Source organism: Faecalibacterium sp. An192, assembly GCF_002160175.1.
Lineage (GTDB): Bacteria > Bacillota > Clostridia > Oscillospirales > Ruminococcaceae > Faecalibacterium.
In genome coordinates this window covers 34,651-59,634 of the sequence record NZ_NFKB01000008.1, presented here as the reverse complement: position 1 = coordinate 59,634, position 24,984 = coordinate 34,651, and the positions used below count along the sequence as shown (strand labels likewise).

The window sequence follows — 24,984 nt, the reverse complement described above, 5'->3', positions numbered from 1 at the left end:
AGCAGACCGGATGGATTAGTCCATCTCGACGATGGTGGCGCAGCCCATGCCGCCGCCGATGCACAGGGTGGCCAGGCCCTTCTTGGCGCCGCGATGCTTCATGGCGTACAGCAGGGTGACCAGGATGCGGCAGCCGGAAGCGCCGACAGGGTGGCCCAGAGCGATGGCGCCGCCGTTGACGTTGACCTTCTCCATGTCAAAGCCCAGGTCGTGAGCTACAGCCAGAGACTGGGAAGCGAAAGCCTCGTTGGCCTCGATCAGGTCCATATCGGCGACGGTCAGGCCAGCCTTGGCCATAACCTTCTTGGTAGCTGCAACGGGGCCCACACCCATGATGGAGGGATCCACGCCGCCCAGAGCGCCTGCAACCCAGGTAGCCATCGGGGTGATGCCCAGCTCCTTGGCCTTCTCCTCGCTCATGACCACGACAGCAGCTGCGCCGTCGTTGATGGCGGAAGCGTTGCCGGCGGTAACCTTGCCGTCCTTCTTGAAGGCGGGCTTCAGCTTGGCCAGAACTTCGGGAGCGCTCAGACGGGGGCCTTCATCGGTATCGAAGATGATGTCGCCCTTCTTGTTCTTGATGACGACGGGGACGATCTCGTCCTTGAATGCGCCGCTCTTGATGGCAGCGTCAGCCTTCAGCTGGCTGTTGTAAGCGAAGTTGTCCAGGTCCTCACGGCTCAGGTTCCACTGATCTGCAACGTTCTCAGCGGTGATGCCCATGTGGTAGTTGTTGAACACATCCCACAGAGCGTCGTTGACCATGGTGTCCACCAGCTCGCTCTTGCCCATGGGAGAACCCATGCGGTAGCCGTAGCGGGCCTTCATCATTGCGAAGGGAGCCATATCCATGTTCTCGGTGCCGCCTGCAACCACGATGTCAGCATCGCCGGCCTCGATCATGCGGGCTGCCATGTTCACGCACTCCAGACCGGAGCCGCAGACCACGTTGACGGTCACAGCGGGGACCTCAACGGGCAGGCCAGCCTTCAGAGAAGCCTGACGGGCAACGTTCTGGCCCTGGCCAGCCTGGATGACACAGCCCATGTAGACCTGGTCAACCTGCTCGGGCTTGACGTTGGCGCGCTGGAGAGCTTCCTTGATGACCACAGCGCCCAGCTCGGCAGCGGGGACGTTGGACAGGGTGCCGCCAAACTTACCAATGGCGGTGCGGCATGCAGATGCGATAACGATCTTTTTCATGTTGAATTGCCTCCTGTTTCGCATGAAATGTGTGGTTTTGTTTGTTTCTTGCAGCAGATAAAACCTTCTATCAAAAACCCTTTGGGATACGCCCGCGGGGACTTTTGCTTGTTACGGCTGCTGGCCGGCGGTCCGCAGCGCCTCCATCTTTTCCCGCACCGCCTTTTCGACGTTGGGGGTGACGAATTTGCTGATGTCGCTGCCGTACCGTGCCGCTTCCTTGACGATGGTCGAGGACAGGTAACTCCACTTGATGCTGGTGGAGAGGAACACCGTCTCGATGCCGGGCATCAAAGCGTGATTGGTCTGGGCCAGCTGGATCTCATTCTCAAAGTCGGTGACCGCCCGCAGCCCCCGCACCATGACGGTGGCGTGGCACTTCCGGGCGAAATCCACCGTCAGGCCGTCGAAGCTCTGAACGGTGACATTGGGAATGCCCTTGCAGCACTCGGTCAAGAGCTCCACCCGCTCCTCAATGGTGAAGAGGGGGCGCTTGGCGCTGTTGATGAGCACCGCGACGATCAATTTGTCGTTGATCTTGGCTGCCCGCTTGATGATATCCAGATGTCCACGGGTAACCGGGTCAAAAGAACCGGGATAAATGGCGATTGCCATGGAAACTACTGCCTCCCTGTTTTCCGCGCCCGGCTGCCTGCGGCGGCCCGGCGCACGATCTCAAGCACGCCCTTTGCAGCCGTCGGCTGCTCTCCCCTGGCCCGCCGGGCTTTTGGCTCGGCGCCCGGCCCCGGGGCAGGCGTTTTGATGTTTCAGGCGCACCCGGTCGTTAATTTCGTAACGACTTTGGGTCCAAGGCGGCGTCCCGCGCCTCCTGACACACTTAGTAAACCACATTGTCAAAAGTTTATCAAGTAGTTTGGAGCATTTTTTCGGCTCTCTCGACCCCAAACAATTGAAAACATTCTCTCAAGTTTTTGTACATTTTGCCAAGAGGGAGTTTTTTTGCGATTTTCTATTGATTCTCGACATCGTTAATGTTATAACTATCAGTGTAGGGAATGCTGGGCTGCACAACCTTGCCGGCCTTGCCTTCCGACCTGTCACAAGGTTACTGTATCACCCGGATGTGATGAACGGGTGTGCAGAGTATGTACTTCCTTTTAACTTTCTTTGAGTTTGGAACCGACACCGCATACGTTGAAATGGGATGGATTTGAGAGCCCCAGCCTGCCAATCCTTTCAGGCAGGGAGCGGCCGCCAAACCGGAAGCGCCTGCTTTCCTATTTATAATAAGTCTGGCGATTCCGGCCGCAGCCGGGGCTTCTCAGACCCCCAGGAAAGGATGATCTAAGAATGGACTACAGGACTGAATATCAGCGCAAGCTCATTACCGCCGACGCCGCAGCCGCCATGGTCAAGAGCGGCGACTGGGTGGACTATGGCTGGGCCGTGAACACCACGGTGGCCGTGGACGCCGCCCTGGCCAAGCGTCTGCCCCAGCTGGAGGACGTCAATTTCCGCGGCGGCATCCTGATGTGGGTTCCTGCCATCTTCCAGATTGAGGACCCCGCTGCCCACATGACCTGGAACAGCTGGCACATGGGCGGCATCGAGCGGAAGGCGGTGGCCCAGGGCTTCTCCTTCTACTCTCCCATCCGCTATTCCGAGCTGCCCCGCTACTACCGCGAGAGCAAGGACCCCGTCAACGTGGCCGTCTTCCAGGTTGCGCCCATGGATGAGCACGGCTATTTCAACTTCGGCCCCTCGGCCAGCCATCTGGCCGCCGTCTGCGAAAAGGCCGAGGTCATCATTGTTGAGGTCAACAAGAATATGCCCCGCTGCCTGGGCGGCTTCCAGAACGGCATCCACATCGACCAGGTGACCGGCATTGTGGAGGGCGACAACCCGCCCCTGGGCCAGATGGCCGCCGCAGGCCCCGCCTCCGAGGTGGATCTGGCCGTGGCCAACCTGATCGTTCCCCAGATTCCCAACGGCGCCTGCCTGCAGCTGGGCATCGGCGGCATGCCCAACGCCATCGGCAGCCTGATCGCCCAGAGCGACCTGAAGGACCTGGGCGTCCACACCGAGATGTATGTGGACGGCTTTGTGGACATCGCCAAGGCCGGCAAGATCAACGGCAGCCGCAAGCAGATCGACAAGGGCCGTCAGGTGTACGCCTTCGGCGCCGGCACCCAGAAGATGTACGACTACCTCAACGACAACCCCGAGTGCATGTCTGCCCCGGTGGACTACACCAACGACGTGCGGACCATCGCTGCGCTGGATAACTTCATCTCCATCAACAACGCCGTGGATGTGGACCTGTTCGGCCAGGTCAACGCCGAGAGCGCCGGCATCCGCAACATTTCGGGCGCAGGCGGCCAGCTGGACTTCGTCCTGGGCGCTTACCTGTCCAACGGCGGCAAGAGCTTCATCTGCCTGTCCTCCACCTTCAAGAATCGCAAGACCGGCCAGATGGAGAGCCGCATCTGCCCCACCCTGGCCAACGGCAGCATCGTCACCGATACCCGCGCCAACATCCACTATCTGTGCACCGAGTACGGCTGCGTCAACCTCAAGGGTCTGACCACCTGGCAGAAGGCAGAGGCCATCATTAGCCTGGCTCACCCCGATTTCCGGGAGCAGCTGATCGCCGACGCCGCCAACATGCACATCTGGCGCCGCAGCAACAAGCGCTGATGATGTACCCCAACATCCCTGCCGCGGCAGGGGAAAGAGGTTGATTCGTGGATAAAAAACCCCATCTGAAACCCTATATCTATGGCATGCTGGCCGGCTTTGGCGCCATTGGCCTGAGCATCGCACTTTTCTTCCTGTTCTACCGCTTCAACGGCCTGCAAAAAGGCATTTCGCTGCTGACCGGCATCCTGATGCCCTTCATCTACGGCGGCGTGATCGCCTATCTGCTGCGGCCTTTCTGCAACCGGATCGAGGATCTCCTCAACCGGTACCTGCCCGCCCGCTACCGCAAGACGGTGGACGGCATCGCCGTGGCGGCCAGCGTCCTGTTCGGACTGCTGGTGGTGTATGCCCTGTTCATGCTGATTATTCCGCAGCTCATCAACAGCATCATCACCTTGTCCACCAACTTCCAGTCCCAGCTGGACCTGTTCATGGCCTGGCTGACCCGGTTCTTTGCAGACAACGAGGCGGTGTACCGCTTCCTGAACGACTCCTACGACACCCTGCGGGACACCTTCACCTCCTGGCTGCGCACCTCGGTGATGCCCTCCATCCGCCAGATTGTCAGCGGCGTGGGCGTCAGCGTGCTGAACGTCCTGGTGGTTCTGAAAAACGTCCTGATCGGCGTCATCGCGGCGGTGTACTTCCTCTCCACCCGCAAACGGTTTGCGGCCCAGAGCAAACTGCTGCTCTACAGCATCTTCCGCCCCCACTGGGCCGACCTGATTCTGGAGGAGATCGCCTATATTGACCGCACCTTCGGTGGATTCATCATCGGCAAGATTGTGGACTCGGCCATCATCGGCGTGCTGTGCTATATTGTCTGCGTCATTGTGGGCTTCCCCAGCGCCCTGCTGGTGTCGGTCATCATCGGCGTCACCAACGTCATCCCCTTCTTCGGTCCCTTCATCGGCGCGGTGCCCGCCACCCTGCTGATCCTCATCACCGACCCCATCAAGGCCCTCTGGTTTGTGGGATTCATCTTTATCCTGCAGCAGCTGGACGGCAACGTCATCGGCCCCAAGATTCTGGGCAACACCACCGGCCTGTCCAGCTTCTGGGTGCTGTTCTCCATCCTGCTGTTCGGCGGCCTGTGGGGCTTTGTGGGCATGATCGTGGGTGTCCCCCTCTTTGCGGTGCTGTACGATCTGGTGCGGAAATTCGCCCTCTGGGGCCTCAACCGGAACGGTCAGAACGACAAGCTGAAAGTCTATCACGACGCCTTCGGCAACCCGGACGACCCGGCCGCCCCTGAGAGTCCCGCCCCCGATTCCTCCGACCACCCCGCAACATAACCCATCCAACAAAACAACCCGGACCCAACTGGAAAGCCAGAAGGTCCGGGTTGCTTTTTTGTTGTATTGTTTATCGGTCGATCATGTTGGGATAGACCTGCGCCATCCGCTCGTCGGGGAAATGTTCATCCAGGAACAGATCCAGGCTGTTGGCCGGCGGAACACCGTTGCCGCGGGCATCGCTGCGGATCAGGGCCAGAGCCGAAATGCACATATTCACCACCATAAAGACGCCCACAACCACCGTCAGCCAGCGGCCAGCGTGGCGGCGAATCCAGTCGATTCCGCGGGACACATAGGGGTAGCACAGCTTGACCCAGGCCACCGCCGCAAAGCCCCAGAAGAAGCAGTACAGCAGGTTGATGCGGCCTCCCAGGTTAAAGGGGATCTTGCTGTAATCCCAGAACACCACGCCGAACACCAGTTCGCCCAGGGCGCTGCAGATGTACTCATATGCGCCGCCCATGACGGTGCCCAGAACAAACAGCTCGCTGGAGGTCCGCTCGGTGCCGTCCTTTTTCCGGGGCAGCAGGGCGGAAGCCATCACCAGGGCGGCGCCCCACACCACGCTGAAGGGGCCCCAGACCAGGCTGGAACGGCTCATCCAGATGCCAGCGCTCAGGCGGCAGAAGATGGTCTCCACGATGTCGCCCGCCAGAGAGCCCACCGTGAACAACCAAACCACATCCGACAGGCTCATGCCCGTCTCGGCGCGGGCGGCCTTCTCGGCCACATGGGGGTAAGCGCCCTCGATGCGGTGCTCCATCCACTGGCTGATCCGGTCGTACAGGTTCCGGGACCGGCTTTCCAGCTCACGGTTCAGCCCTTCCAGACGAGTGGGATGGTGGGCCAGAATGGCCACACTGCCCAGCTGATCCAGCACGGCCAGCACGCCCAGCACCCAGGCCAGGGTTTTCATAAGCCAGACCGGCAGCAGATGGAACAGAGACAGCAGCAGCTGATTGCCCCACAGCAGGGCGATGCAGCCCAGCACGCCCCACAGCAGCGAATAGGGCAGGCAGACATAGCCGTCAATGTTGAAGCGGTGATGGGAGTAATCCCACCAGGTGCGGTGATGGAGCCGCTCCAGGATTTTGGCGGCGGTCCACTCCACCATGGTGGAGGTCAGCGCACAGCCCACAAACAGGAACAGCAGCGAGGACCGCAGATCGGCAAAGCCAATGGTCATGATGACGGCAGCAAAGCCGTAGACATAGCAAAAAGGTCCTGCGGCAAAGCCGCGCTTGACGAAGCCTCTGCCCCGGGCAATCGATACCAGCGTCTCGCCGATCCAGCCCAGAAAGGAATAAAGCATGTACAAAAGCGCCAGATCATACCATAAAAACTCCATGAAAGCCTCCTTTTTTCATGCTTTCCATTGTATGCGCCTTCTGTAGCGCATGGCCCCATCCTATCAGATTTTCACATAAATTACAAGCATTTCCGCTATTTTGTTCCATAAATCAAGCAGAAAGACCGAAAAAGGCCCGCCGCAATCCAAAGCGGCAGGCCCTTTTGATTGATTGTGTTATTCCGCCAGAAGCCAGCGGCGAATCGCCTCTGCGGCGCCGCCCTCGGTGTTGCGGCCGGTTACGACCTTGGCCGCAGCCTTGACGTCGTCGGGGGCGTTGTCCATGGCCACACCCAGCCCTGCGCTGGACAGGAGGGCCGCGTCATTGCCGCTGTCCCCCAGCGCCATCACGTCCTCCATCCCCAGACCCAGCTTCCCGGCCAGGAAGGCCACTGCGGTCTGTTTGCCTGCGCCGGGGGCGGTCAGTTCCAGACCGCCGGGGCCGCAGTCCAGCACCAGGACCCCCTCCCCCACGGCCGTCCGGAAAGCTTCCCGGAGATCCAGGGGGGCGACGGGCATATTGATCTTCAAAATTTCCAGCCCGGCCAGATCTGCGGCAGAACCTTCCAGCGGGCAGCCCAGCCGGGCCAGAACCCCCTTGTGGAACTGGGAGACGCTGGATTCATTCAGCGCCTGCCAGTCCCCGGCGGTCATGTGGTAGCGGCTGTCCCGGTCGATGTACTCCACCGGCAGCCCCAGCCGGGCAGCGGCCTGCTGCACCTGCGCCAGCGCCTCAGCGGAAAAAGGCTTGCTCCAAATGCACTCGCCGGTCCGGGCGTTCCGAATCTGGGCCCCATCGTAGAGCACCAGCCAGCTGAGCCAGTCGGGCTTTTTCTCCACGTCTGCCGGCAGGCATCCGGCGGGACGGCCGGTGGCCGCCGCCACAATGCACCCCGCCGCTGCGGCCTGGGCGGCGGCTTCGGGCAGCCCCTCCGAGAACACGTTGGGGTCGCTGCCCAGAGCGGTGCCGTCCAGGTCAAAGGCCAGCAATTTGTAATGTACCATGGTTATTCCTCCTCACGGGGCGGACAGACCATCTTAAAGCGGCTGCCCCGCCGGATGCAGTCCACCAGCAGGAGATACCGCGGGTCCACCCGGCCGATCACATTGACCCGCTCGTCGGCGGGCAGATCCTGACGCATGAGCTGGATCTCCCCCGAATAGCGGCCATACCGGAGATTGTCCATGGTGATGGTGCCGCGGGGCCGGGCGGCGCAGTCCGCCGGCTCCACCAGACCGCCCTGACGGGCGTATTTGCGGGACTCCTGATACCGCACCAGCCAGCTGGGGGAATCGGGCCGGCAGGTAAAGATCTGGCCGTACAGGCCTTCCTGCCCTGCTTTCAGGTGAACCGGCACCGGCAGGACTCCATCGGCGCAGAAGCTGGCAATCTGTTCCAGCTCATAGCTGCTGACGCCCGGGTCCCCGGCAAAAATGCCTTCCAGGCCGTAGTGGACCGCCAGGTCGGCAAAGGCCGCCAGCGGAGCCGCGCCCCGGTGGGCTTCCAGGGTGGGCAGGCCCTCATGGAGGGGCCCCCGCAGCTGTTCATCCCCGGGGATGAACGCATAGACCTTCAGCCCGGCAGCCTGAAGCATCCGGGTGCTCTCCTGCAGGAACTCCGGGTCCAGACCGGTCTCGGGGCGGGGGTAGAAATTATGAATGGCAATCACCTCGGAGCCGGCGGCAGCCAGGGCGGCGGCCTCCTCCGGGGTGACGGTGGAGGCGTTCACCGCAATGGGCATCCGGGCCGCCAGGCTGCAGGCTTCTTCCAGGGTAAAGCCGTCGTCCAGACGCAGGCCCCACAGGCCCAGATCCCGGGCCAGCTGGAGGATATCGCTGCAGCCAAACTGGATGGCGGTCTGTTCCGACACATCGGCCAGAATCCGCCAGCCATGTTCCCGCAGCCAGCTGCACATCGCCCGGACCCGGTCGGGGTAATCGGGTGCGAATTCCTCGCCGATGTGCAAAGAGATGAAAACAGGCGCACCGCCTGCCGAACCAGCGGCAAGCGGTGCTTTCTGTTTCTCAAACTCTGTCAGGTAAACCGACCGTCCGAGAAAATCAGGCATCGGCAACCTCCTCAGGCTTCACCAGAGCATTGGTGACCAGGAAGCCCATGACGTAGCTGATGAGCAGGCCAACAACATAGCACAGGACGCTGGTGGTGGCGCCTGCGGGGCCGGCGGTCATCACGAAGATGGCCAGCAGACCGGAGGGTCCCCAAGTGGTTGCAGCAACCTGCATGGCCATGACGAAGGCACCGCCGAAGCCGGCGCCCAGGCCTGCCGTGATGAAGGGACGGCCCATGGGAAGGGTGACACCGTAGATCAGGGGCTCGCCAACGCCCAGGACGCCTGCGGGCAGAGCGCCGGTGATGACTTCCTTCATGCGGGTGTTGCCCACCTTCTTGGCCTTGAGGTAGATGGCAACGGCTGCACCCACCTGACCGGCGCCGGCCATGGCCAGAGCCGGATACAGGGTGACGTAACCGAGGGTCTCAAGCTGGACCGAGTACAGAGCCACCAGACCGTGGTGCATACCCATGGCCACCATGGGCAGGAACAGAGCGGTGGAGATGTAGCCGGCGATGATGCGGACGAACAGATTGCTGCTCATGCAGACCTGCTGCACAATCCAGCACAGAGCGGTGGAAATGTAGCCGGTGATGGGCATGATGACGAAGATGTAGGGGATCAGGCAGATAATCAGGGTGAGCAGCGGGGTGAACATGATGTCCAGGGACTCGGGCATATGCTTGCGGATGAAGCGCTCCACATAGCTCAGGCACCACACACCGATGACTGCGGCCAGAACGCCGCCGCGGCCGGCGCGGAGGATGGAGTCCAGAGGCTGAACCTCATCGTACAGGCCGAGGATCTTGGAGATGGCGTCGATGTTGCCCAGGCCGGTGATCATGCCCAGCATGCCGCCCAGGATGGGGGTAGCGCCGAACTTCTCGGCGGCGCGGTAGCCTGCCCAGGCGGTCAGGTAGCTCAGGAAAGACGCATTGATGAGGGCCAACATGTTGTAGACGATGCTCCAGAACGAGCTCTCGGCATAGTTGGGCATCACCTGGGTCAGCAGGGTGGCCAGACCCGAGCACAGGCCGGCGGCGATGACACCGGGCAGCAGGGGCACAAAGATGTCGCCGAAGGTCTTGAGCATGGACTTGACCTTGCTCTGCTTCTGCCCTGCCTTGACGGCGGCCTTGTTGGCCTGCCAGTCATTCTGGGTATCGGTGCTGCCGGCCGCGGGAATCCCCATCTGGCGGCAGATGTCGGCGCACTTGCGGCACTTACCGGGACCAACCACGATCTCCACGTAGCCGGGACGGTCATGGACCAGACCCAGAACACCCTCGATCTTCTTGATGGCGTCCTCATTGATCTTGCTGTCGTCCTTGACCTCGATGCGAAGCCGCGTCATGCAGTTGGTTGCCGAAATGACGTTGCTTCTGCCGCCCAGCTTTTCCAGCGATTGGCGTACCAGTTCCTCATTGGTCATTGCTTGTTCCTCCTTGTCCAAATCTTGCGTATATGACTTTGCGGCTTGCGCCGCCAGGTCCAACCTTACAGGCCGATGGCCGTGCGCACATGGCCGTTTGCCGCATCCAGGCGGCTCTGGGCCTCGGCTGCGGTGCAGTTTGCCAGCAGCATGGTGATGGCGCACTTGACGCTTCCGCCCGCCGCATCAATGGCGGCCCGCGCCTCGGCCCGTTCCACGCCGGTGGCGTCCATCACAATATTTTCTGCGCGGGTGTGCAGCTTCTCATTGGTCTGCATCACGTCCACCATCAGGTTCTGGTAGGCCTTGCCCGTCCGCACCATAGAGGTGGTGGAGATCATATTCAGAATCAGTTTCTGGGCGGTGCCCGACTTCAGACGGGTGGAGCCGGTCAGCACTTCGGGGCCGACCTCCACCTCGATGGCCAGGTCCGCCGCCTTGCCCACGGCGCTGCCGGGGTTGCAGGCGATGGCCGCCGTCCGGCAGCCCACGCTCTTGGCATATGCCAGGCCGCCCAGCACATAGGGGGTGCGGCCCGATGCCGCAATGCCCACCACAAAGTCCTTGCTGGTCAGGTTGTGGCTGCGCAGGTCATCCTCGGCCAGCTGGACGCTGTCCTCTGCGCCTTCCACCGCCTTGATGAAGGCCTCTTCGCCGCCGGCGATCAGGCCCACCACCATGCCCGGGTCCACACCAAAGGTGGGAGGGCACTCGGCTGCATCCAGAACGCCCAGCCGGCCGCTGGTGCCGGCGCCCATATAGAACAGCCGGCCGCCCTGTTCAAAGGCCTCCACCGCCCACCGGGCGGCCTGCGCGATCTCGGGCAGCTTCTTGGCAATCGCCAGGGGCACCCGGGCGTCTTCATCGTTCATTGCTGTGACGATCTCCAGCTCGGACATCATGTCCAGCTGCATGGTGCGGGGATTGCGCCGCTCGGTCGTCATTCCGTTCAGATTCAATTCCATAACTCACTACCCGGCCTTTCTCTGTGTTTGGCTTCACTGGCGTGAAAAGCACTTACAAGTGCATTATAGATTTTTTAAAACAAAATGTCCACATTTTCGCCAAGTTGTGGTATAATGTTTCAGAAAAGGAATGTTTTTTGAAAATCCATGCGGAACTCATGAAAACTTTTGTACAAACACACCAAGAATGCGGAAAACCGCACCCATCCGGAGGCCTGTTATGAAAAACGCATTGCTCCGCCTGCGGGAGGCCAGCCCCTCCCTCAGCGCAGCCGAACAGCAGATCGCCCGCTACATCACCGAGAATCCCGAGGAAGCCACCCTCCTCACCGTCCGTGAACTGGCCCAGCGCACCTTCACCTCCCCTTCCAGCGTGGTGCGGGTCTGCCGGTCGGTGGGCTTTGACGGCTACAAGGAACTGCGCCGCGCCCTGGTGGGGGAACTGGCGGCCCTGGGCGACAAGGGCCGCCACTCGGAGCAGGAGATCACCGCCGAGGACGACATCCGGGACATTGTCTATAAGGTGACCCAGAAGAACATCCAGTCCCTCACCGATTCCCAGAAGCTTCTCTCCCCCGAGACGGTGGAACAGTGCGCCCACCTGCTGGACCAGTGCCGCAGCGTCCTTTTGTTCGGGCTGGGGTCCTCCCTCTGCGTGGCCCACGACACCTATTTGAAGTTCCTCCGGCTGAACAAACCCTGTCTCATCGTTGACGACTGGCACGCCCAGCTTATCTCGGCCCAAAACGCCACCCCGCAGGATGTGGCCATCGCCTTTTCCTACTCCGGCCAGACCGTCGAGGTGATCACCTGCATGGAAGCCCTCAAGAAAAACGGTACCCCCATCATTGCCATCACCCGCTATTTCCCCTCCCGGGTGGCGGAGCTGGCCGACTACAATCTGTACATTGCCGCCAACGAGTCCCTGTTCCGCAACGGCGCCATGTCCTCCCGCATCGCCCAGCTGAACGTCATCGACATCCTTTATACCGCCTACGCCCGCCTCCATTACGAGGACACCCTCCGCGCCCTCACCCGCACCCACATCTACAAGCCCGGCGAACCGGAGGACTCCGCCCCCTGACGTCACGCAAAAAGACCGCCGCACAAGCCCCCGGGGGCTCGGTGCGGCGGTCTTATTTTGGGTTGTGTGGATTTTGGGCCGGGAAAGGGGTCACTTCCGCTTCCACCAGCTGCGCTTTTCTCCGATGGAAATGACATCGTGAAAGACGCACCGGACCTTGGGGGAAAGCTGGGTATCCCGGTGATAGCAGCCAAACAGCCAGTTATCATAGGTCATCTCCCGGACCAGCTTGTCAAAAAAGCCGTGAAGCTGGTTGTTCTCCCCCGGGGCCAGGATGGTGAAATCCAAAAATCTGCTTGGGGCATCATGGGTCAGCACATACTGTACATGATGATTGTGGGCCGCCACATTGGCCTCACACCGGGCATATTCCTCCTCCGAGGGCATCTCCCGGGCCCACCAGTTGACACCAGGTTCCCGCTCCTCCTTGTCGGGGCTTTCGCCGCCGCCAAAGCACAGGTAACTCAGGCCTTCCAGCTCCAGAATGCTGCCGCGGCAGACATGGTAGACGTTCCCGCCGATGGGCTGGACCCGGCCGCCGAACTTCTCCTCCACCGGGTAGGCGTCCAGCAGGTCATAATTTTCGTGGGTGCCGTCCAGAAACAGGATGGTATAGGGCCGCTTGCGCAGCCAGTCCAGCCGGGCGCGCTCCTCCTTGCTGTCGTCCCACAAAAAGCCAAAGTCACCCAGAATAAAGAGGAAATCGTTTTTCCCCAGATGGCGCAGCTCCTTGCCCTTGAAGCGGTCCAGCTCGCCATGGGTATCGCCTGTAATATAGATCATCCATGTCTCCCTCTGGTTTGTGAAAGTGGGGCAGCTAGCCCTTGTCACCCACCCGCAAACCTGTTATTATAGAAGCGTGCTTGTGCACACAAAGCGGGAAATCCCGTCCTCCGCCCCGGGCGGACGGCGCGGGTTCCCTTCAGGGGCTTTTTCCGACAAAATCCGCCGGTTTCTGCGCACAATGCGCCCTGCATCCCTCCGGCACACGCGGCCCGGACCCACGATGCACCGCCCCACATCTTTTATCAACCCTTTTATTGTATCGCGTTCTGAGGGAATTGTCCACATGAAACGACTTTTTACACTTTTTTCTGCCCTGATTCTGACGGTCAGCTGCTTTGTGATGCCGGCCAGCGCACTCTTTGATCCCAGTCCGGTATACGAAGTGCAGGCCCAAAGCGCTTACATCGTCAACACCGACACCAACATCATCGTCTACGAAAAAGACAGCACCGCCCAGGTCCAGGCCGGGGGCCTCACCAAGCTGATGTGTGCGGCTCTGGTACTGACCAACTACGGCGACGAGCTGGACACACGCACGTTCCAGATGCCTTTTGCCATCTCGGACTACGTCTACGGCACCGACAACGCCGACATGCGCTCGGGCGAGACCTTCACCCTGCGGGAAGCGCTCTACGCCATGCTGCTGCGCAACGCCAACGACGCCGCCATGGGCATGGCCTATCAGCTGTCGGGGAACGACCTGTCCGGCTGGGTGAGCCAGATGAACAGCCTGTCTCAGCAGATCGGCGCTACCAACAGCACCTGGACCGACGCCTGCGGGCTGGATTCGGGCAACGTGACCACCGCGGTGGACATGTACCTGATTCTCCGGTACCTGATGGGATTTGACGCCTTTGTGGAGATTGCCGGGTCGGCCACCTTTGAGATGCCCGCCAAGGAAAAGCACTCCAAATCCTTCATCCTGACCAACCAGAACGTGGCCCTGAACAAATCCAGCGGCGGAAAATTCTACCGCTCGGCCATGAAGGGCGGCATGTGCGACGTCATGGCCTACAAGAACGACTCGGGCACCCAGAGCTATGTCTCCTGGGCTTCCAGCGAGGGAGAGACCTATATTTTCTGCGTGATGGGCAGTCCCGACACGGTGGACACCTACGGCTATTCCAACCGGCGTCCCGCCCTCTACGAGACCACCCAGCTCATCGACTGGGTATACAGCAGCTTCTCGGTGCAGGCGGCGCTGGACCCCGACCAGGCCCTGGCCGAGATTCCGGTGAAGTATTCCTCCGAGACCGACACCCTGCTGCTCTATCCGGCCGACCAGATGATGACCATTCTCCCCTCCTCCTCCGACAGTTCGGTGACCCAGAAGTTCTTCCATCTGCCTGAGTCGGTGGCCGCGCCGGTGAAGCAGGGCGACCTGATCGGCACGGTGGAGATCAAGCTGGCCGGTGAGACCATCGGCGTGGTGGACCTCATTGCCGGGCAGGACGTGAACCGCAACCCGGTTCTGTTCGCCATCGCCCAGTTCCAGGCCTTCCTGGGCAGTCTGTACCTGAAAGTCGTCCTGGCCCTGAGCGCCATTGCGCTGGCCATCTACGGCATCTGGTGGGTACAGAACACCATCCGGGAACAGCGCAGCTGGGGCGGCAGCCACATCCGCCGCCACTGAGCCGCCCCTCTTTCCAGCCAAACGCCAAACCAAAAGCCCGCCGTGCATCCGCACGACGGGCCTTTTTGCTGCGCTTATTTGATATCCAGTTCGGGGGGAACGTCCAGCTCCTCCGACACATATTTGCCGTTCTTTTTCCGCTGGCGGACACACTCGGTCAAGAGGTATTCAATCTGCCCGTTGACCGACCGGAAGTCATCCTCTGCCCAGGCGGCGATGGCGTCGTACAACTTCGCGGACAGACGCAGCGGAATCTGTTTTTTCGGCTCGGCCATCAGTACAGGCTGCCCGAGTTGACGATGGGCTGTGCATCGTGGTTGCCGCACAGGACAACCAGCAGATTCGAGACCATAGCCGCCTTGCGCTCATCATCCAGCTCCACCACTTTGTTCTCGTTCAGGCGTTCCAGAGCCATTTCCACCATGCCCACGGCGCCGTCCACAATCATCTTGCGGGCGTCGATGATGGCCGAGGCCTGCTGGCGCTGCAGCATCACGGCTGCAATCTCGGGGGCATAGGCCAGGTAGGTGATCCGGGCGTCCACGATCTCCAGGCCGGCGTCCTCCACCTTTTCCTGGATTTCCTCCTTGATGCGGCGGGCCACCACTTCGCTGGAGCCCCGCAGGCTGCCGTCATCGGGCTTGCCGTCGCCGGTGGTATCCACATTGGGGGCCACGTCGTAGGGATAAATCCGCACCACGTTCCGCAGGGCGCTGTCGCACTGCAGGGAGAGGTATTCCTTGTAGTTGTCCACGTTAAAGACAGCCTTGGCGGTGTCCTTCACCTGCCAGATGACGGCGATGCCGATTTCCACCGGGTTGCCCAGGCAGTCATTGATCTTCTGGCGGGCATTGTTCAGGGTCATCCGCTTGAGGGAAATCTTCTTGGAATTCAGCTCGCCCACATTGATCTGGACCTGCTGATTGCCGCCCTCTGTCTTCACCAGGCTGCGCTGCACGTCGCCGCTCTGGCTCAGATGGGTGCCGGCAGCGGGGTTGACGGCGGTGCAGAAGGGGTTGACCCAGTAGAAGCCCTCCCCTTTCAGGGTGCCGATGTAGTTGCCGAACAGGGTCAGCACCAGGGCTTCCTGGGGCTTGAGAACCTTCAGGCCCGGCAGCAGGAACAGGCCCACGATCATGTACAGAATGGCCAGAGCCATCACTACGCCGCCCAGAATGCCCGGCACACCGGCCAGGGCATCGGCCACGACCGCCGCAATGGCCACCACATACCCCAGCAGGATCAGCAGCAGAACCAGCATGCCGTTCTTTTTGGTTTGCAGAATCTTCTCACTCATATCCATCAACCTCCTGACGTATCCCGAGTGATGTGTATCTTGTTGATATCAAAATCATATCATTTTATCTTTGCTTTGTCAAGAGGGTTTTGGGGCGGCTTGGAAAAGCGCACAAAAAACAGGGGGCTCCCTGTGCGGGAACCCCCTGTCCGAAGTGTTTGGTTTGAGGTGAAATTACTTAATCTCGACCTTAGCGCCAGCCTCTTCCAGCTTCTTCTTGATGTCCTCAGCGTCAGCCTTGGAAGCCTTCTCCTTGACAGCCTTGGGAGCGCCGTCAACGATAGCCTTGGCCTCCTTCAGGCCCAGACCGGTGATCTCCTTGACGATCTTGATGACCTGCATCTTGGTAGCGCCAGCCTCAGCCAGGATGACGTCGAACTCGGTCTTCTCCTCCTCAGCGGGAGCAGCAGCAGCGGCAGCAGCGGGAGCAGCAGCAGCAACAGCAGAAACACCGAACTCCTCGCAGTAAGCGTCGATGAGCTCCTTCAGCTCCAGGACGGACAGGCCCTTAACGGACTCGATAATGGCAGTAATCTTCTCAGAAGCCATGGTAATAACCCTCCAATTTCAGTTAATTTTTGTTTCGGTAGTTGTGGTATCGAAAAACAGTTTGGGTCAGGCAGCAGCCGGCGCCATCTTAGGCAGCGGGCTCCTCCTGCTTGTCGACGTAAGCCTGCATAGCAACAGCCAGACCGGACAGGGTGCTGGTGAGTGCGCCGGCGAACATGGACAGCATGCCTTCGCGGCCGGGCAGCTTGGCGATGGCATTGGTCTCAGCAGCGCTCAGCACCTTGCCCTCCATGAAGCCGCCCTTGACGACGAACTTCTTGGAACGGTCGCCGTCCTGGTACTTGCACAGGATGCGGGCAGCAGCCATGGGGTCCTCAGCGTTGGCAAATGCGACGGCAGTGTCACCGGTAAAGTTCTCGGACAGGCCCTCGATGGAGGTACCCTTGACAGCCAGACGGAGCATGGTGTTCTTGACAACCATATACTCAACGCCAGCCTCACGCAGCTCCTTACGCAGCTTGGTGTCATTCTCGACGTTGATACCGCCGTAAGCAACCACACAGCCGGAAACCGCATTCTCAAACTTTGCCTTCAGATCAGCGACATAAGCCTGCTTTTCAGAAAGAATCTTTGCACTGGGCATTTCGGTTTCACCTCGTTTCAAAACTACATCGGAAGCCGGAGTCATAGAAAAAAGCCTCTCTCCCGCGCACACAGGCCGAGAGAGAGGCATAAAACAACGTTACGCGTTTCTCGGCAGGCGGATACACTTTACACCGGACTCCAGCGCCTGCTGTCTTAAAAACAGCATGAATATTTTACCACGCGAACGTGGTTTTGTCAAGTGTTTTTCTGAATTTTTTCAGAAAAATCAGACACCGTACTTCAGGGTGTTGAGACGGATGCCAGGGCCCATGGTGGTGGCGATGGTAGCGCTCTTGAAGTAAGTGCCCTTGGCAGCGGCGGGCTTAGCCTTGGCAATAGCGTCCATAACGGTGTCGAGGTTGGTGTACAGCTTCTCGGCGCCGAAAGATGCCTTGCCCACGGGGACATGGATGATGTTCTGCTTGTCCAGGCGGTACTCGATCTTACCGGCCTTGGCTTCCTTAACAGCCTTGCCCAGGTCGGGGGTCACGGTGCCAGCCTTGGGGTTGGGCATCAGGCCGCGAGGTCCAAGGATCTTACCGAGGCGGCCAACCTTGCCCATCATGTCGGGGGTGGTGACCACGACGTCGAAATCCATGAAGCCGCCCTGGATCTTTGCGATCAGATCGTCATCACCGACGATATCAGCGCCGGCAGCCTCAGCAGCAGAAGCTGCGGGGCCCTTGGCGATAGCGCAGACGCGGACGGTCTTGCCGGTGCCGTTGGGCAGAACGACGGCGCCGCGGACCTGCTGGTCAGCGTGACGGCCATCAACGCCCAGGCGGACGTGCAGCTCAACGGTCTCATCAAACTTGGCGGAAGCGATCTTGCAGGCCAGCTCCAGCGCCTCGTTCACATCGTACAGTTTGGTAGAATCGACCTGCTTGGCAGCGTCGACATAGTGCTTGCCGTGTTTCATTGTTTATCCTCCTATGTGGTCTTGCGGGCGCAGCGCCCTCCCACTGTTTATGTCTCAGCCTTCGACTGTGACGCCCATGCTGCGGCAGGTGCCGCGGATCATGCTGCATGCAGCTTCCAGAGAAGCAGCATTCAGGTCGGGCATCTTGGTCTTTGCAATCTCTTCCACCTGAGCGGCGGTCAGGGAAGCGACCTTTTCCTTGTTGGGCTTGCCGGAAGCGGTGGACAGGCCGGCGGCCTTCTTGATCAGAACGGCAGCCGGGGGAGTCTTGGTGATGAAGCTGAAGGAGCGGTCAGCATACACGGTGATGACGACGGGGATGACATAACCCATCTGGTTCTTGGTACGCTCGTTGAACTCCTTGGTGAAGGCCATGATGTTGACGCCCTTCTGGCCCAGGGCGGGACCAACAGGAGGAGCCGGGGTTGCCTTGCCGGCCTCGATCTGCAGCTTAATGTAGCCAGTTACTTTCTGTGCCATGATAAATGCACCTCCAAAAATCTGTGGTGAGTTGCGGCCCGCTGTCTGCGAACCTCCCACGAGCATGCCTCAGCAGGCACGCTCTATAAGAACCGCACGCGGTCTTACCTTGATGATTTGTACGCGTTCGCGGCTTGTTACAGCCGCTCGACCTGGGCGATGTCCACCTCTGCGGGGGTCTCCCGGCCGAACATGTTCACCTTGAGCTTCACCTTGAAGGTCTCGGTGTTGATTTCCTCTACAACGCCCATAAAGCCTTCCAGAGGACCGGACGTGATCTGGACACTGTCCCCTGCGGCGAAATCCACCGTCAGCGGGGCCTTGGCCTCCACGCCCATCTTTTCCACTTCCTCAGCGGTCAGGGGGACCGGCTTGGAAGCAGGACCGACGAAACCGGTGCAGCCGCGGGTGTTGCGGACCACGTACCAAGTATCGTCGTTCATAACCATCTTGACCAGCACATAGCCGGGGAACAGCTTGTGCTCGACCATCCGCTCCTTGCCGTCTTTGATCTCGGGCACCATCTCGGTGGGAACCCGGATCTCGCAGATCAGATCCTGCAGGCGGCGGTTTTCCACCATCTTTGCAAGATCGGTCGCGACTTTGTTTTCGTAGCCGGAATAGGTATGCACGACATACCACAAAGCTTCATTCGACTGGTCTTCCATTATGGGTCAGCCTCCGTTTCCATACAAGATTTGGTCAGCCTCCGATGACAAGGCCCAGGATGCCGCCGAACACGGCGTCCAATGCAAACAGGACCACGGCGGCGATGATGACCACCACCAGCACCACGATCGTGTTCTTCTTGGTCTCTTCCCTGCTGGGCCATACGACCTTCTTCAGCTCGCTTTTGGTATCGCGGAAGAACTTGGCCACTCCGGTGAAAAAGTTCTTCACGGCGTTCTTAGCTCTGGCCACAAAGCCCGGCTTCTTATCGGTTTTGTCTGCCATTGTGCTCCGCCTTTCTTACTTGGTCTCGCGATGGACCGTGTGCTTCTTGCAGAAGCGGCAGTACTTCTTCATCTCCAGGCGGTCAGGATTGTTCTTCTTGTTCTTCGTGGTGTTGTAGTTGCGCTGCTTGCACTCGGTGCAGGCCAGAGTGATTTTCACTGTCATTTGTTGACACCTCCATATATAACGGTTATTGAACCTCCCTCGTTCGCCGGGCGGCGTCCCAAAAAGGGGCGCACTAAATAATCCCGCAAAAGAGGTGATATCATTTTAGCACTCTTTGCCCGCCGCGTCAAGCGGTATTTTGCCCATCTTTCGGATTTTTTTCACGCCGGCGGCAAAATGACCGCTTTTTTGCCCCGTTATGCCGGGCCGGCCTGTTTTATCAAGTGGGGTTTTTCATCTTTTTGGGGCGGCATTTTGCCGTTGTGTATGGAAACCGGCGCATTTTTATGGTATGATGGGTGTAATTATGATTGAACGCCCCCGCCCGGGGGCTTCTATTAAGATAGAGGAGGGAATGCGAATCATGTATTCCGAGGAGAATTCCGCCGCCCATCCGCTGTGCGTGGCACTGCTGTTCGGCGGCCTGTCCAGCGAGCACGAGGTCAGCCGTGTATCGGCCGGCACGTTCGCAGACAATATGGACCCTGAAAAGTATGAGCTGATCAAGATCGGCATCACCAAGGACGGCCGATGGCTGTACACCGAGGCTTCCTCGGCCCAGATGGCCGACGGCAGCTGGGAGGAACTGCCCGGCAACATGCCCTGTGCCATCAGCCCCGACCGCGCCGACCACGGCGCCATCCTGTTCACCCCCGCCGGCCATGTGGAGAAGCTCCACATCGACGTGGTGATCCCGGCGCTTCACGGCCTGTGGGGCGAGGACGGCACCGTCCAGGGCCTGCTGGAGCTGGCTGGCATCCCCTATGTGGGCTGCGGCGTTCTGGCCAGCGCCGTCTGCATGGATAAGGCTGTGGCCAACACCCTCTTTGCCGCCAGCGGCATCCCCCACTGTGCCTGGGCCGCCTACACCAGGGCCCAGCTGGAGGCCGACCCCGACGGCATCCGCGCCGCTCTGGAGGAAAAGCTGGGCTGGCCCATCTTTGTCAAGCCGGCCAACGCCGGCTCCAGCGTGGGCATCAGCAAGGCATCCAATGCGGCTGAGCTGACCGACGCCATCAAGCTGGCCCTGGAAAACGACCGCAAGGTGGTGTTCGAGTCCTTTGTGGACGGCCAGGAGGTGGAGTGCGCCGTCATCGGCTCCGAGCCCGCCTTCTCCACCCGTCCCGGCGAGATTCTGGCCGGCGCCGAGTTCTACACCTACGACGACAAGTACAAGAACGGCGTCAGCGAGACCCTGATCCCGGCCCGCCTGTCGGAGGAGAAGCTGGACGAAGTCAAGGACTATGCCGCCCGGGCTTACACTGCTGTGGGCTGCGAGGGCCTGGCCCGCTGCGACTTCTTTGTGGAGCGCAGCACCGGCCGAGTGCTGATCAACGAGATCAACACCTTCCCCGGCTTTACCTCTATTAGTATGTATCCGAAACTGATGGAGCACGAGGGCACTCCCCTGCCCCAGCTCATCGACCGCCTTGTTGCCCTTGCCATGGAAAGGGCGGTGGCCCACCATGGATAACCGCCCCATCGGCGTCTTTGACAGCGGTTTGGGCGGTCTGACCGGTGTGCGGGAACTGCGCAAGCAGCTCCCCGGCGAGGACATCGTCTATTTCGGCGACACCGGCCGGGTGCCCTACGGCAGCCGCAGCCATGAAACCATCCTGCAATATGCACGCCAGGACATCGCGTTTCTGCTGTCCCAGAACGTCAAGTGCATCATGGCGGCCTGCGGCACCGTTTCCAGCACCTACCCCGCCGAGGAAGCCGATCAGCTCCCCGTCCCCTATCTGGGGGTGGTGACGGCGGCGGCCCGCCGGGCGGCCCGCGCCACCCGCAGCCGGAAGATCGGCGTCATCGGCACTGCGGCCACCATCCGCTCCCACAGCTACGAACAGCTGCTGCGGCGTCTGGTGCCGGGAGCGGAGATCACCGCACGGCCCTGTCCCCTCTTTGTTCCCCTGGTGGAGAACGGCTATGTGGACGGCTCCGCCCCCGACCGCCAGCAGGTGACCCGCCTGGTCATCGCCCAGTATCTGGAGGAGATCCGGGCCGCCGGGGTGGACACCCTGGTGCTGGGCTGCACCCATTACCCCCTGCTGGCCGGGATGATCGGCGAGTACATGGGGCCCTCGGTCACCCTCATCGACCCGGGCAGCGCCGCCGCCGACGATCTGAGCCAGCTGCTCAGCAGCAAGGGTCTGCGGGCCAACCGCCCCCAGGGCACCACCCATTTCTTTGTGAGCGATGTGCCCGACAGCTTCGTCCAGACCGCCGACCTGTTCCTGGGCGAATACCGGGGCGGCACCGCGGAACAAATCTGCATCGACAAATACTGAGGACATCAACACCGTGAGCAAAGCCTTAAAGGAAAACTATATTATTCGGATTAAAAGTCAAATCGAGCAGGACGGCGAAACCGAGCAGGTGGAGCTGATGACCCGCGGCAGCTTCACCATGCGGGAGGGCAGCTACTATATCACCTACCGGGAGACCGAGACCACCGGCTATGAGGGCTGTGTCACCACCCTCAAGCTGGCGGCCGATTCCAGCCGGGTGGCCATGCTGCGCTTCGGGCCCCAGAGCAGCCAGCTCATCATCGAAAAGGGCCGGCGCAACCTCTGCCACTACGAGACCGGCTACGGCTCGGTCACCCTGGGGGTGACGGCCGACAGCATCGAGTGCGGCCTGAACGCCAAGGGCGGCGTGGCCCGGTTCAGCTATCTGCTGGACGGGGACGTCTCCACCCTCATCAGCAAAAACTCCCTGGAAGTCACCGTCACCCATGTCAACTGAGGAGCCCGGCGCGGTTTCTGCCGCACCCCGCCGCCTGTTTTGATTGGACCAAGAGAAAGGAATCATTACCCTATGAGCAATGCAACTTACCCCGCTTTTGAGAATTACAACCCCCGCCAGGCCGCTCTGGCCCAGGCCCGCGACCTGCTGACCCAGGCTGCGCAGGCCGCCATGGAGGCCGGCGACCTGCCCGCCGCCGAGCTGCCCGCCTTCATCGTGGAGGTTCCCGCCGACACCAAGAACGGCGACATTGCCTCCAACATCGCCATGGCCGGCGCCCGCACCTGGCACAAGGCCCCCAAGATGATCGCCGAGGCCATTCTGAGCCACCTGCCCTCTCTGTCGAACAGCTGCTTCACCAAGGCCGAGACCGCCGGCCCCGGCTTCATCAACCTGTTCCTGGCTCCCGCCTTCTGGGCTGGAGTGGCCTTGGCTGCCTGCTCCAACCCCCGCTATGGCCGGACCGATTACGGCCAGGGCAAGCGCTACAACGTGGAATTCGTTTCCGCCAACCCCACCGGCCCCATGCACATGGGCAACGCCCGCGGCGGCGCTCTGGGCGACTGCCTGTCCGCTGTTCTGGAGTGGGCCGGCTATGACGTCACCCGCGAGTTCTATATCAACGACGCCGGCAACCAGATCCAGAAGTTCGGCAAGAGCCTGGCCATCCGCTACCTGCAGCACTACTACGAGGAGAACGAGTATCCCCTGCCCAAGGAGTGCTACCAGGGCGGCGACATCACCCTGCTGGCTCTGGAGTTCGCCGCCAAGGAGGGCGACAAGTACGCCGTTCCCTGCCGCGGCCTGAAGGACGAGGCTCTCTATGAGAGCGAGGCTTTTGCCGCCCTGAAGGACGCTCTGGTGGGCTACGCCCTGCCCAAGAACATCGCCGCCCTCAAGACCGACCTGGGCAAGTACCGCATCCAGTACGACGTCTGGTTCCCTGAGAGCACCCTGCACAACTCGGGCGCTGTCATGAATGTGGTGAACCAGCTGCTGGAGAAGGGTGCCTGCTACAAGGCCGAGGACGGCGCCATCATGTACCGCAGCGCCCAGTACGCTGCCAAGTACGGCGCCGCCAACAAGAAAAAAACCGACGACGGCGCCGAGGAGGACAAGGACGAAGTCCTGGTCCGCGCCAACGGCATCCCCACCTACTTTGCCGCCGACATCGCCTACCACTACAACAAGCTGGCCGACCGCAACTTTGACAAGGCCATCGACGTCTGGGGCGCCGACCACCACGGCCATGTGGCCCGCATGAAGGGCGCCATGGACGCCATCGGCCTGGACGGCAGCCGTCTGGACGTGGTGCTGATGCAGATGGTCAACCTGATGCAGAACGGCCAGCCCGTCCGTATGTCCAAGCGCACCGGCAACGCCATCACCCTGACCGACCTGCTGGAGGAGGTGCCCATCGACAGCGCCCGCTTCCTCTTTAATATGCACGAGGCCGGCAGCAGCATCGACTTCGATCTGGACCAGGCCGTCAAGACCGACAACGACAACCCGGTCTACTACGTCCAGTACGCTCACGCCCGCATCTGCTCCATCCTGCGCAAGCTGGAGAGCGAGGGCGTGGAGTTCCTGGGCGCAGAGAACACCGACGCCACCCTGCTGATCGATCCCGCCGAGCTGGATCTGATCCGGATGCTGGCCGCCTTCCCCCAGGAAATCGTTATGGCCGCTGAAAAGTACGATCCCAGCCGGATCAACCGCTTTGTCATCGACCTGGCCAGCGCCTTCCACCGGTTCTACGGCAGCTGCCGCATCCAGGGCGCTGATCCCGCCCTGCAGCAGGCCCGCATCGCCCTGTGCATCGGCGTGCGCAACGTGATCCGCAACGTGCTGACCATGTTCAAGATCAACGTCCCCGACAAGATGTAAGCCCTTTCCCCGCACTTCGGGTGCGGGGATTTTTGTTTTCGGTCTGTTCACACTTTATACAACGATTTATCCATAAGCAAAATAAAAACTATACAAAATCACAAGATATTCCTTGTGGATTCTGCGAATGGACAGCAGCCACCCTTTCGGATATAATATAGCCAGAAACCAAGAAAGTACAGCAGAGGATCAAAGGTGATCCAATCCCGCTGACTTAAAAGGAGAAAGGAGCGAAGACCGATGGTTGATACGACACCCGCACAGTTCGGACAGACTGTCGGGAATTGCTGAAAAAGCGAAAAGCCGCTTACCAGTACGGGATGTTTCCCCCGCATTTAGTAAAAATCTAAGAGATTTAAAGCGAAGTCTTTAGCATATATTAAGCGATTTACGAACAGTCTGTCGAGAAAGTCCCCTGGCGATTCAAATAGATCCGCAGGAAGTGATTCATATGATGAAAGCCTTTTTACGGATACCTGTATTTGAATAGCACGGAAGGAGCTACTCCAATGATTTAAGTAGTCGTGGCCTCAAGGCAGGCGCAACCCATCAGATTGGCAAGGATGCACAGCAAATCAAGGCTGGACCTGCATTCGATCGATCAAAAGTGCCGGAAGCATAGTCGGAAGGCAGACCTCTTCCCTGTAAGGTGTCAATTTGGAGGAGACGGAAACTGAAAAAGGTGGTTCCAGTAAGAGCCGCTGTTCAGAGTCTGAATCCATCTGGAAATTGCAGTCAGGAAAAAGATCCATTGGCTTGATTGGCGGCGATGTGCCCCAACAAAGCATCCCCGGATCGAAGCAAAATGCACTGGATGCCGTAACGATTGCAAAACACCCTTCCCTGAAAGATCTGAAAACCAACAGAAGCCCTTGAGGTAATCTTTCAAAGCTGAAT

General features: G+C 60.2%; 26 protein-coding genes. 9 read left to right on the top strand and 17 right to left on the bottom strand.

The features are described from left to right. Positions 1-15: 15 nt before the first annotated feature. Complete coding sequence (locus B5F27_RS04295) at positions 16-1,203, bottom strand: acetyl-CoA C-acetyltransferase (protein WP_087364965.1); 1,188 nt, start codon at positions 1,201-1,203, stop codon at positions 16-18. Positions 1,204-1,314: 111 nt separating this feature from the next. Beyond that, positions 1,315-1,818: a pantetheine-phosphate adenylyltransferase gene (coaD, locus tag B5F27_RS04290; RefSeq protein ID WP_087246646.1), complete on the bottom strand. Its 504-nt coding sequence runs from the start codon at positions 1,816-1,818 to the stop codon at positions 1,315-1,317. Between the two features lie 696 nt (positions 1,819-2,514). On the opposite strand from coaD, the gene B5F27_RS04285 reads away from it, so the two are divergent. Both B5F27_RS04285 and B5F27_RS04280 read left to right on the top strand, forming a co-directional pair. Continuing rightward, positions 2,515-3,861, top strand: a complete 1,347-nt coding sequence (locus tag B5F27_RS04285; RefSeq protein WP_087246645.1) for a butyryl-CoA:acetate CoA-transferase — start codon at positions 2,515-2,517, stop codon at positions 3,859-3,861. A gap of 47 nt (positions 3,862-3,908) precedes the next feature. Then, on the top strand, positions 3,909-5,159 hold the full coding sequence (locus B5F27_RS04280; protein ID WP_242962071.1) for an AI-2E family transporter: 1,251 nt from the start codon (positions 3,909-3,911) through the stop codon (positions 5,157-5,159). Positions 5,160-5,229: 70 nt separating this feature from the next. Here the strand turns inward: B5F27_RS04280 and B5F27_RS04275 are convergent, their stop codons facing one another. The 5 genes from B5F27_RS04275 to murQ form a co-directional block, all read right to left on the bottom strand. Beyond that, on the bottom strand, positions 5,230-6,510 hold the full coding sequence (locus tag B5F27_RS04275) for a putative ABC transporter permease (protein ID WP_087364963.1): 1,281 nt from the start codon (positions 6,508-6,510) through the stop codon (positions 5,230-5,232). A 177-nt stretch (positions 6,511-6,687) separates the two neighbouring features. Then, entirely contained in the window at positions 6,688-7,515 is an 828-nt protein-coding gene (locus B5F27_RS04270; protein ID WP_087364961.1) for an HAD family hydrolase, read from the bottom strand. 2 nt (positions 7,516-7,517) lie between these two features. Further along, positions 7,518-8,579, bottom strand: a complete 1,062-nt coding sequence (locus B5F27_RS04265) for a MupG family TIM beta-alpha barrel fold protein (protein ID WP_087364959.1) — start codon at positions 8,577-8,579, stop codon at positions 7,518-7,520. Next, positions 8,572-10,014, bottom strand: coding sequence for a PTS transporter subunit EIIC (locus tag B5F27_RS04260; protein WP_087246641.1), 1,443 nt, complete (start codon positions 10,012-10,014; stop codon positions 8,572-8,574). Before B5F27_RS04260 ends, B5F27_RS04265 begins: the two co-directional genes overlap by 8 nt. A gap of 65 nt (positions 10,015-10,079) precedes the next feature. Next, positions 10,080-10,979 (bottom strand): N-acetylmuramic acid 6-phosphate etherase, encoded by a 900-nt coding sequence (gene murQ / locus B5F27_RS04255; protein WP_144066479.1) that lies wholly within the window; start codon positions 10,977-10,979, stop codon positions 10,080-10,082. Between the two features lie 220 nt (positions 10,980-11,199). On the opposite strand from murQ, the gene B5F27_RS04250 reads away from it, so the two are divergent. Continuing rightward, positions 11,200-12,063: a MurR/RpiR family transcriptional regulator gene (locus B5F27_RS04250; protein WP_087364957.1), complete on the top strand. Its 864-nt coding sequence runs from the start codon at positions 11,200-11,202 to the stop codon at positions 12,061-12,063. Positions 12,064-12,153: 90 nt separating this feature from the next. On the opposite strand, the gene B5F27_RS04245 is transcribed toward B5F27_RS04250, so the two are convergent. Then, a complete protein-coding gene (locus B5F27_RS04245) occupies positions 12,154-12,846 on the bottom strand; it encodes a metallophosphoesterase (protein ID WP_087364955.1) in 693 nt (230 codons plus the stop codon). Between the two features lie 286 nt (positions 12,847-13,132). Between B5F27_RS04245 and B5F27_RS04240 the strand changes: the two genes are divergently transcribed. Then, complete coding sequence (locus B5F27_RS04240) at positions 13,133-14,482, top strand: D-alanyl-D-alanine carboxypeptidase (RefSeq protein WP_087246638.1); 1,350 nt, start codon at positions 13,133-13,135, stop codon at positions 14,480-14,482. Positions 14,483-14,556: 74 nt separating this feature from the next. Here the strand turns inward: B5F27_RS04240 and B5F27_RS04235 are convergent, their stop codons facing one another. The 9 genes from B5F27_RS04235 to rpmG form a co-directional block, all read right to left on the bottom strand. Then, positions 14,557-14,757, bottom strand: a complete 201-nt coding sequence (locus B5F27_RS04235) for a PTS ascorbate transporter subunit IIC (RefSeq protein ID WP_087246637.1) — start codon at positions 14,755-14,757, stop codon at positions 14,557-14,559. Then, positions 14,757-15,779, bottom strand: coding sequence for an SPFH domain-containing protein (locus B5F27_RS04230; protein ID WP_087246636.1), 1,023 nt, complete (start codon positions 15,777-15,779; stop codon positions 14,757-14,759). The genes B5F27_RS04235 and B5F27_RS04230 overlap by 1 nt, the downstream gene beginning before the upstream one ends. A 174-nt stretch (positions 15,780-15,953) precedes the next feature. Next, positions 15,954-16,328 carry a 50S ribosomal protein L7/L12 gene (gene rplL, locus B5F27_RS04225; RefSeq protein WP_087246635.1) on the bottom strand — a complete coding sequence of 125 codons (375 nt, stop codon included), beginning with the start codon at positions 16,326-16,328 and terminating at the stop codon, positions 15,954-15,956. Between the two features lie 88 nt (positions 16,329-16,416). Next, positions 16,417-16,932 (bottom strand): 50S ribosomal protein L10, encoded by a 516-nt coding sequence (rplJ, locus tag B5F27_RS04220; protein WP_087246634.1) that lies wholly within the window; start codon positions 16,930-16,932, stop codon positions 16,417-16,419. Positions 16,933-17,160: 228 nt separating this feature from the next. Next, positions 17,161-17,853, bottom strand: coding sequence for a 50S ribosomal protein L1 (gene rplA / locus B5F27_RS04215; RefSeq protein WP_087364953.1), 693 nt, complete (start codon positions 17,851-17,853; stop codon positions 17,161-17,163). A gap of 54 nt (positions 17,854-17,907) precedes the next feature. Continuing rightward, positions 17,908-18,333: a 50S ribosomal protein L11 gene (rplK, locus tag B5F27_RS04210; RefSeq protein ID WP_087246632.1), complete on the bottom strand. Its 426-nt coding sequence runs from the start codon at positions 18,331-18,333 to the stop codon at positions 17,908-17,910. A 137-nt stretch (positions 18,334-18,470) separates the two neighbouring features. Beyond that, complete coding sequence (gene nusG, locus B5F27_RS04205) at positions 18,471-19,001, bottom strand: transcription termination/antitermination protein NusG (RefSeq protein WP_087246631.1); 531 nt, start codon at positions 18,999-19,001, stop codon at positions 18,471-18,473. 34 nt (positions 19,002-19,035) lie between these two features. Next, positions 19,036-19,287, bottom strand: a complete 252-nt coding sequence (gene secE, locus B5F27_RS04200; RefSeq protein WP_087246630.1) for a preprotein translocase subunit SecE — start codon at positions 19,285-19,287, stop codon at positions 19,036-19,038. Between the two features lie 15 nt (positions 19,288-19,302). After that, positions 19,303-19,452, bottom strand: a complete 150-nt coding sequence (rpmG, locus tag B5F27_RS04195; protein WP_005920501.1) for a 50S ribosomal protein L33 — start codon at positions 19,450-19,452, stop codon at positions 19,303-19,305. A gap of 364 nt (positions 19,453-19,816) precedes the next feature. Between rpmG and B5F27_RS04190 the strand changes: the two genes are divergently transcribed. From B5F27_RS04190 to B5F27_RS16455, 5 genes are all read left to right on the top strand, one after another. Next, complete coding sequence (locus B5F27_RS04190) at positions 19,817-20,926, top strand: D-alanine--D-alanine ligase family protein (RefSeq protein WP_087364949.1); 1,110 nt, start codon at positions 19,817-19,819, stop codon at positions 20,924-20,926. Further along, complete coding sequence (murI, locus tag B5F27_RS04185) at positions 20,919-21,743, top strand: glutamate racemase (RefSeq protein WP_087364946.1); 825 nt, start codon at positions 20,919-20,921, stop codon at positions 21,741-21,743. The genes B5F27_RS04190 and murI overlap by 8 nt, the downstream gene beginning before the upstream one ends. 13 nt (positions 21,744-21,756) lie before the next feature. Continuing rightward, the gene (locus tag B5F27_RS04180; protein WP_242956685.1) at positions 21,757-22,200 is read left to right on the top strand and encodes a DUF1934 domain-containing protein; all 444 of its coding nucleotides are present in this window, start codon (positions 21,757-21,759) and stop codon (positions 22,198-22,200) included. 72 nt (positions 22,201-22,272) lie between these two features. Then, positions 22,273-24,087: an arginine--tRNA ligase gene (gene argS / locus B5F27_RS04175; RefSeq protein ID WP_087364944.1), complete on the top strand. Its 1,815-nt coding sequence runs from the start codon at positions 22,273-22,275 to the stop codon at positions 24,085-24,087. A 657-nt stretch (positions 24,088-24,744) separates the two neighbouring features. Beyond that, positions 24,745-24,963 (top strand): hypothetical protein, encoded by a 219-nt coding sequence (locus B5F27_RS16455; RefSeq protein WP_144066478.1) that lies wholly within the window; start codon positions 24,745-24,747, stop codon positions 24,961-24,963. The last annotated feature ends 21 nt before the right edge of the window (positions 24,964-24,984 follow it).

Coding starts and splice junctions, on each gene's coding strand:
- B5F27_RS04295 (WP_087364965.1), bottom strand. CDS start 1,203: ATGAAAAAGATCGTTATCGCATCTGCATGCCGCACCGCCATTGGTAAG.
- B5F27_RS04260 (WP_087246641.1), bottom strand. CDS start 10,014: ATGACCAATGAGGAACTGGTACGCCAATCGCTGGAAAAGCTGGGCGGC.
- B5F27_RS04285 (WP_087246645.1), top strand. CDS start 2,515: ATGGACTACAGGACTGAATATCAGCGCAAGCTCATTACCGCCGACGCC.
- murQ (WP_144066479.1), bottom strand. CDS start 10,979: ATGGAATTGAATCTGAACGGAATGACGACCGAGCGGCGCAATCCCCGC.
- argS (WP_087364944.1), top strand. CDS start 22,273: ATGAGCAATGCAACTTACCCCGCTTTTGAGAATTACAACCCCCGCCAG.
- B5F27_RS04250 (WP_087364957.1), top strand. CDS start 11,200: ATGAAAAACGCATTGCTCCGCCTGCGGGAGGCCAGCCCCTCCCTCAGC.
- coaD (WP_087246646.1), bottom strand. CDS start 1,818: ATGGCAATCGCCATTTATCCCGGTTCTTTTGACCCGGTTACCCGTGGA.
- B5F27_RS04190 (WP_087364949.1), top strand. CDS start 19,817: ATGTATTCCGAGGAGAATTCCGCCGCCCATCCGCTGTGCGTGGCACTG.
- B5F27_RS04230 (WP_087246636.1), bottom strand. CDS start 15,779: ATGAGTGAGAAGATTCTGCAAACCAAAAAGAACGGCATGCTGGTTCTG.
- B5F27_RS04235 (WP_087246637.1), bottom strand. CDS start 14,757: ATGGCCGAGCCGAAAAAACAGATTCCGCTGCGTCTGTCCGCGAAGTTG.
- rplK (WP_087246632.1), bottom strand. CDS start 18,333: ATGGCACAGAAAGTAACTGGCTACATTAAGCTGCAGATCGAGGCCGGC.
- B5F27_RS04245 (WP_087364955.1), bottom strand. CDS start 12,846: ATGATCTATATTACAGGCGATACCCATGGCGAGCTGGACCGCTTCAAG.
- rpmG (WP_005920501.1), bottom strand. CDS start 19,452: ATGACAGTGAAAATCACTCTGGCCTGCACCGAGTGCAAGCAGCGCAAC.
- B5F27_RS04270 (WP_087364961.1), bottom strand. CDS start 7,515: ATGGTACATTACAAATTGCTGGCCTTTGACCTGGACGGCACCGCTCTG.
- secE (WP_087246630.1), bottom strand. CDS start 19,287: ATGGCAGACAAAACCGATAAGAAGCCGGGCTTTGTGGCCAGAGCTAAG.
- B5F27_RS04275 (WP_087364963.1), bottom strand. CDS start 6,510: ATGGAGTTTTTATGGTATGATCTGGCGCTTTTGTACATGCTTTATTCC.
- nusG (WP_087246631.1), bottom strand. CDS start 19,001: ATGGAAGACCAGTCGAATGAAGCTTTGTGGTATGTCGTGCATACCTAT.
- rplA (WP_087364953.1), bottom strand. CDS start 17,853: ATGAAACACGGCAAGCACTATGTCGACGCTGCCAAGCAGGTCGATTCT.
- rplJ (WP_087246634.1), bottom strand. CDS start 16,932: ATGCCCAGTGCAAAGATTCTTTCTGAAAAGCAGGCTTATGTCGCTGAT.
- B5F27_RS04240 (WP_087246638.1), top strand. CDS start 13,133: ATGAAACGACTTTTTACACTTTTTTCTGCCCTGATTCTGACGGTCAGC.
- rplL (WP_087246635.1), bottom strand. CDS start 16,328: ATGGCTTCTGAGAAGATTACTGCCATTATCGAGTCCGTTAAGGGCCTG.
- B5F27_RS04265 (WP_087364959.1), bottom strand. CDS start 8,579: ATGCCTGATTTTCTCGGACGGTCGGTTTACCTGACAGAGTTTGAGAAA.
- murI (WP_087364946.1), top strand. CDS start 20,919: ATGGATAACCGCCCCATCGGCGTCTTTGACAGCGGTTTGGGCGGTCTG.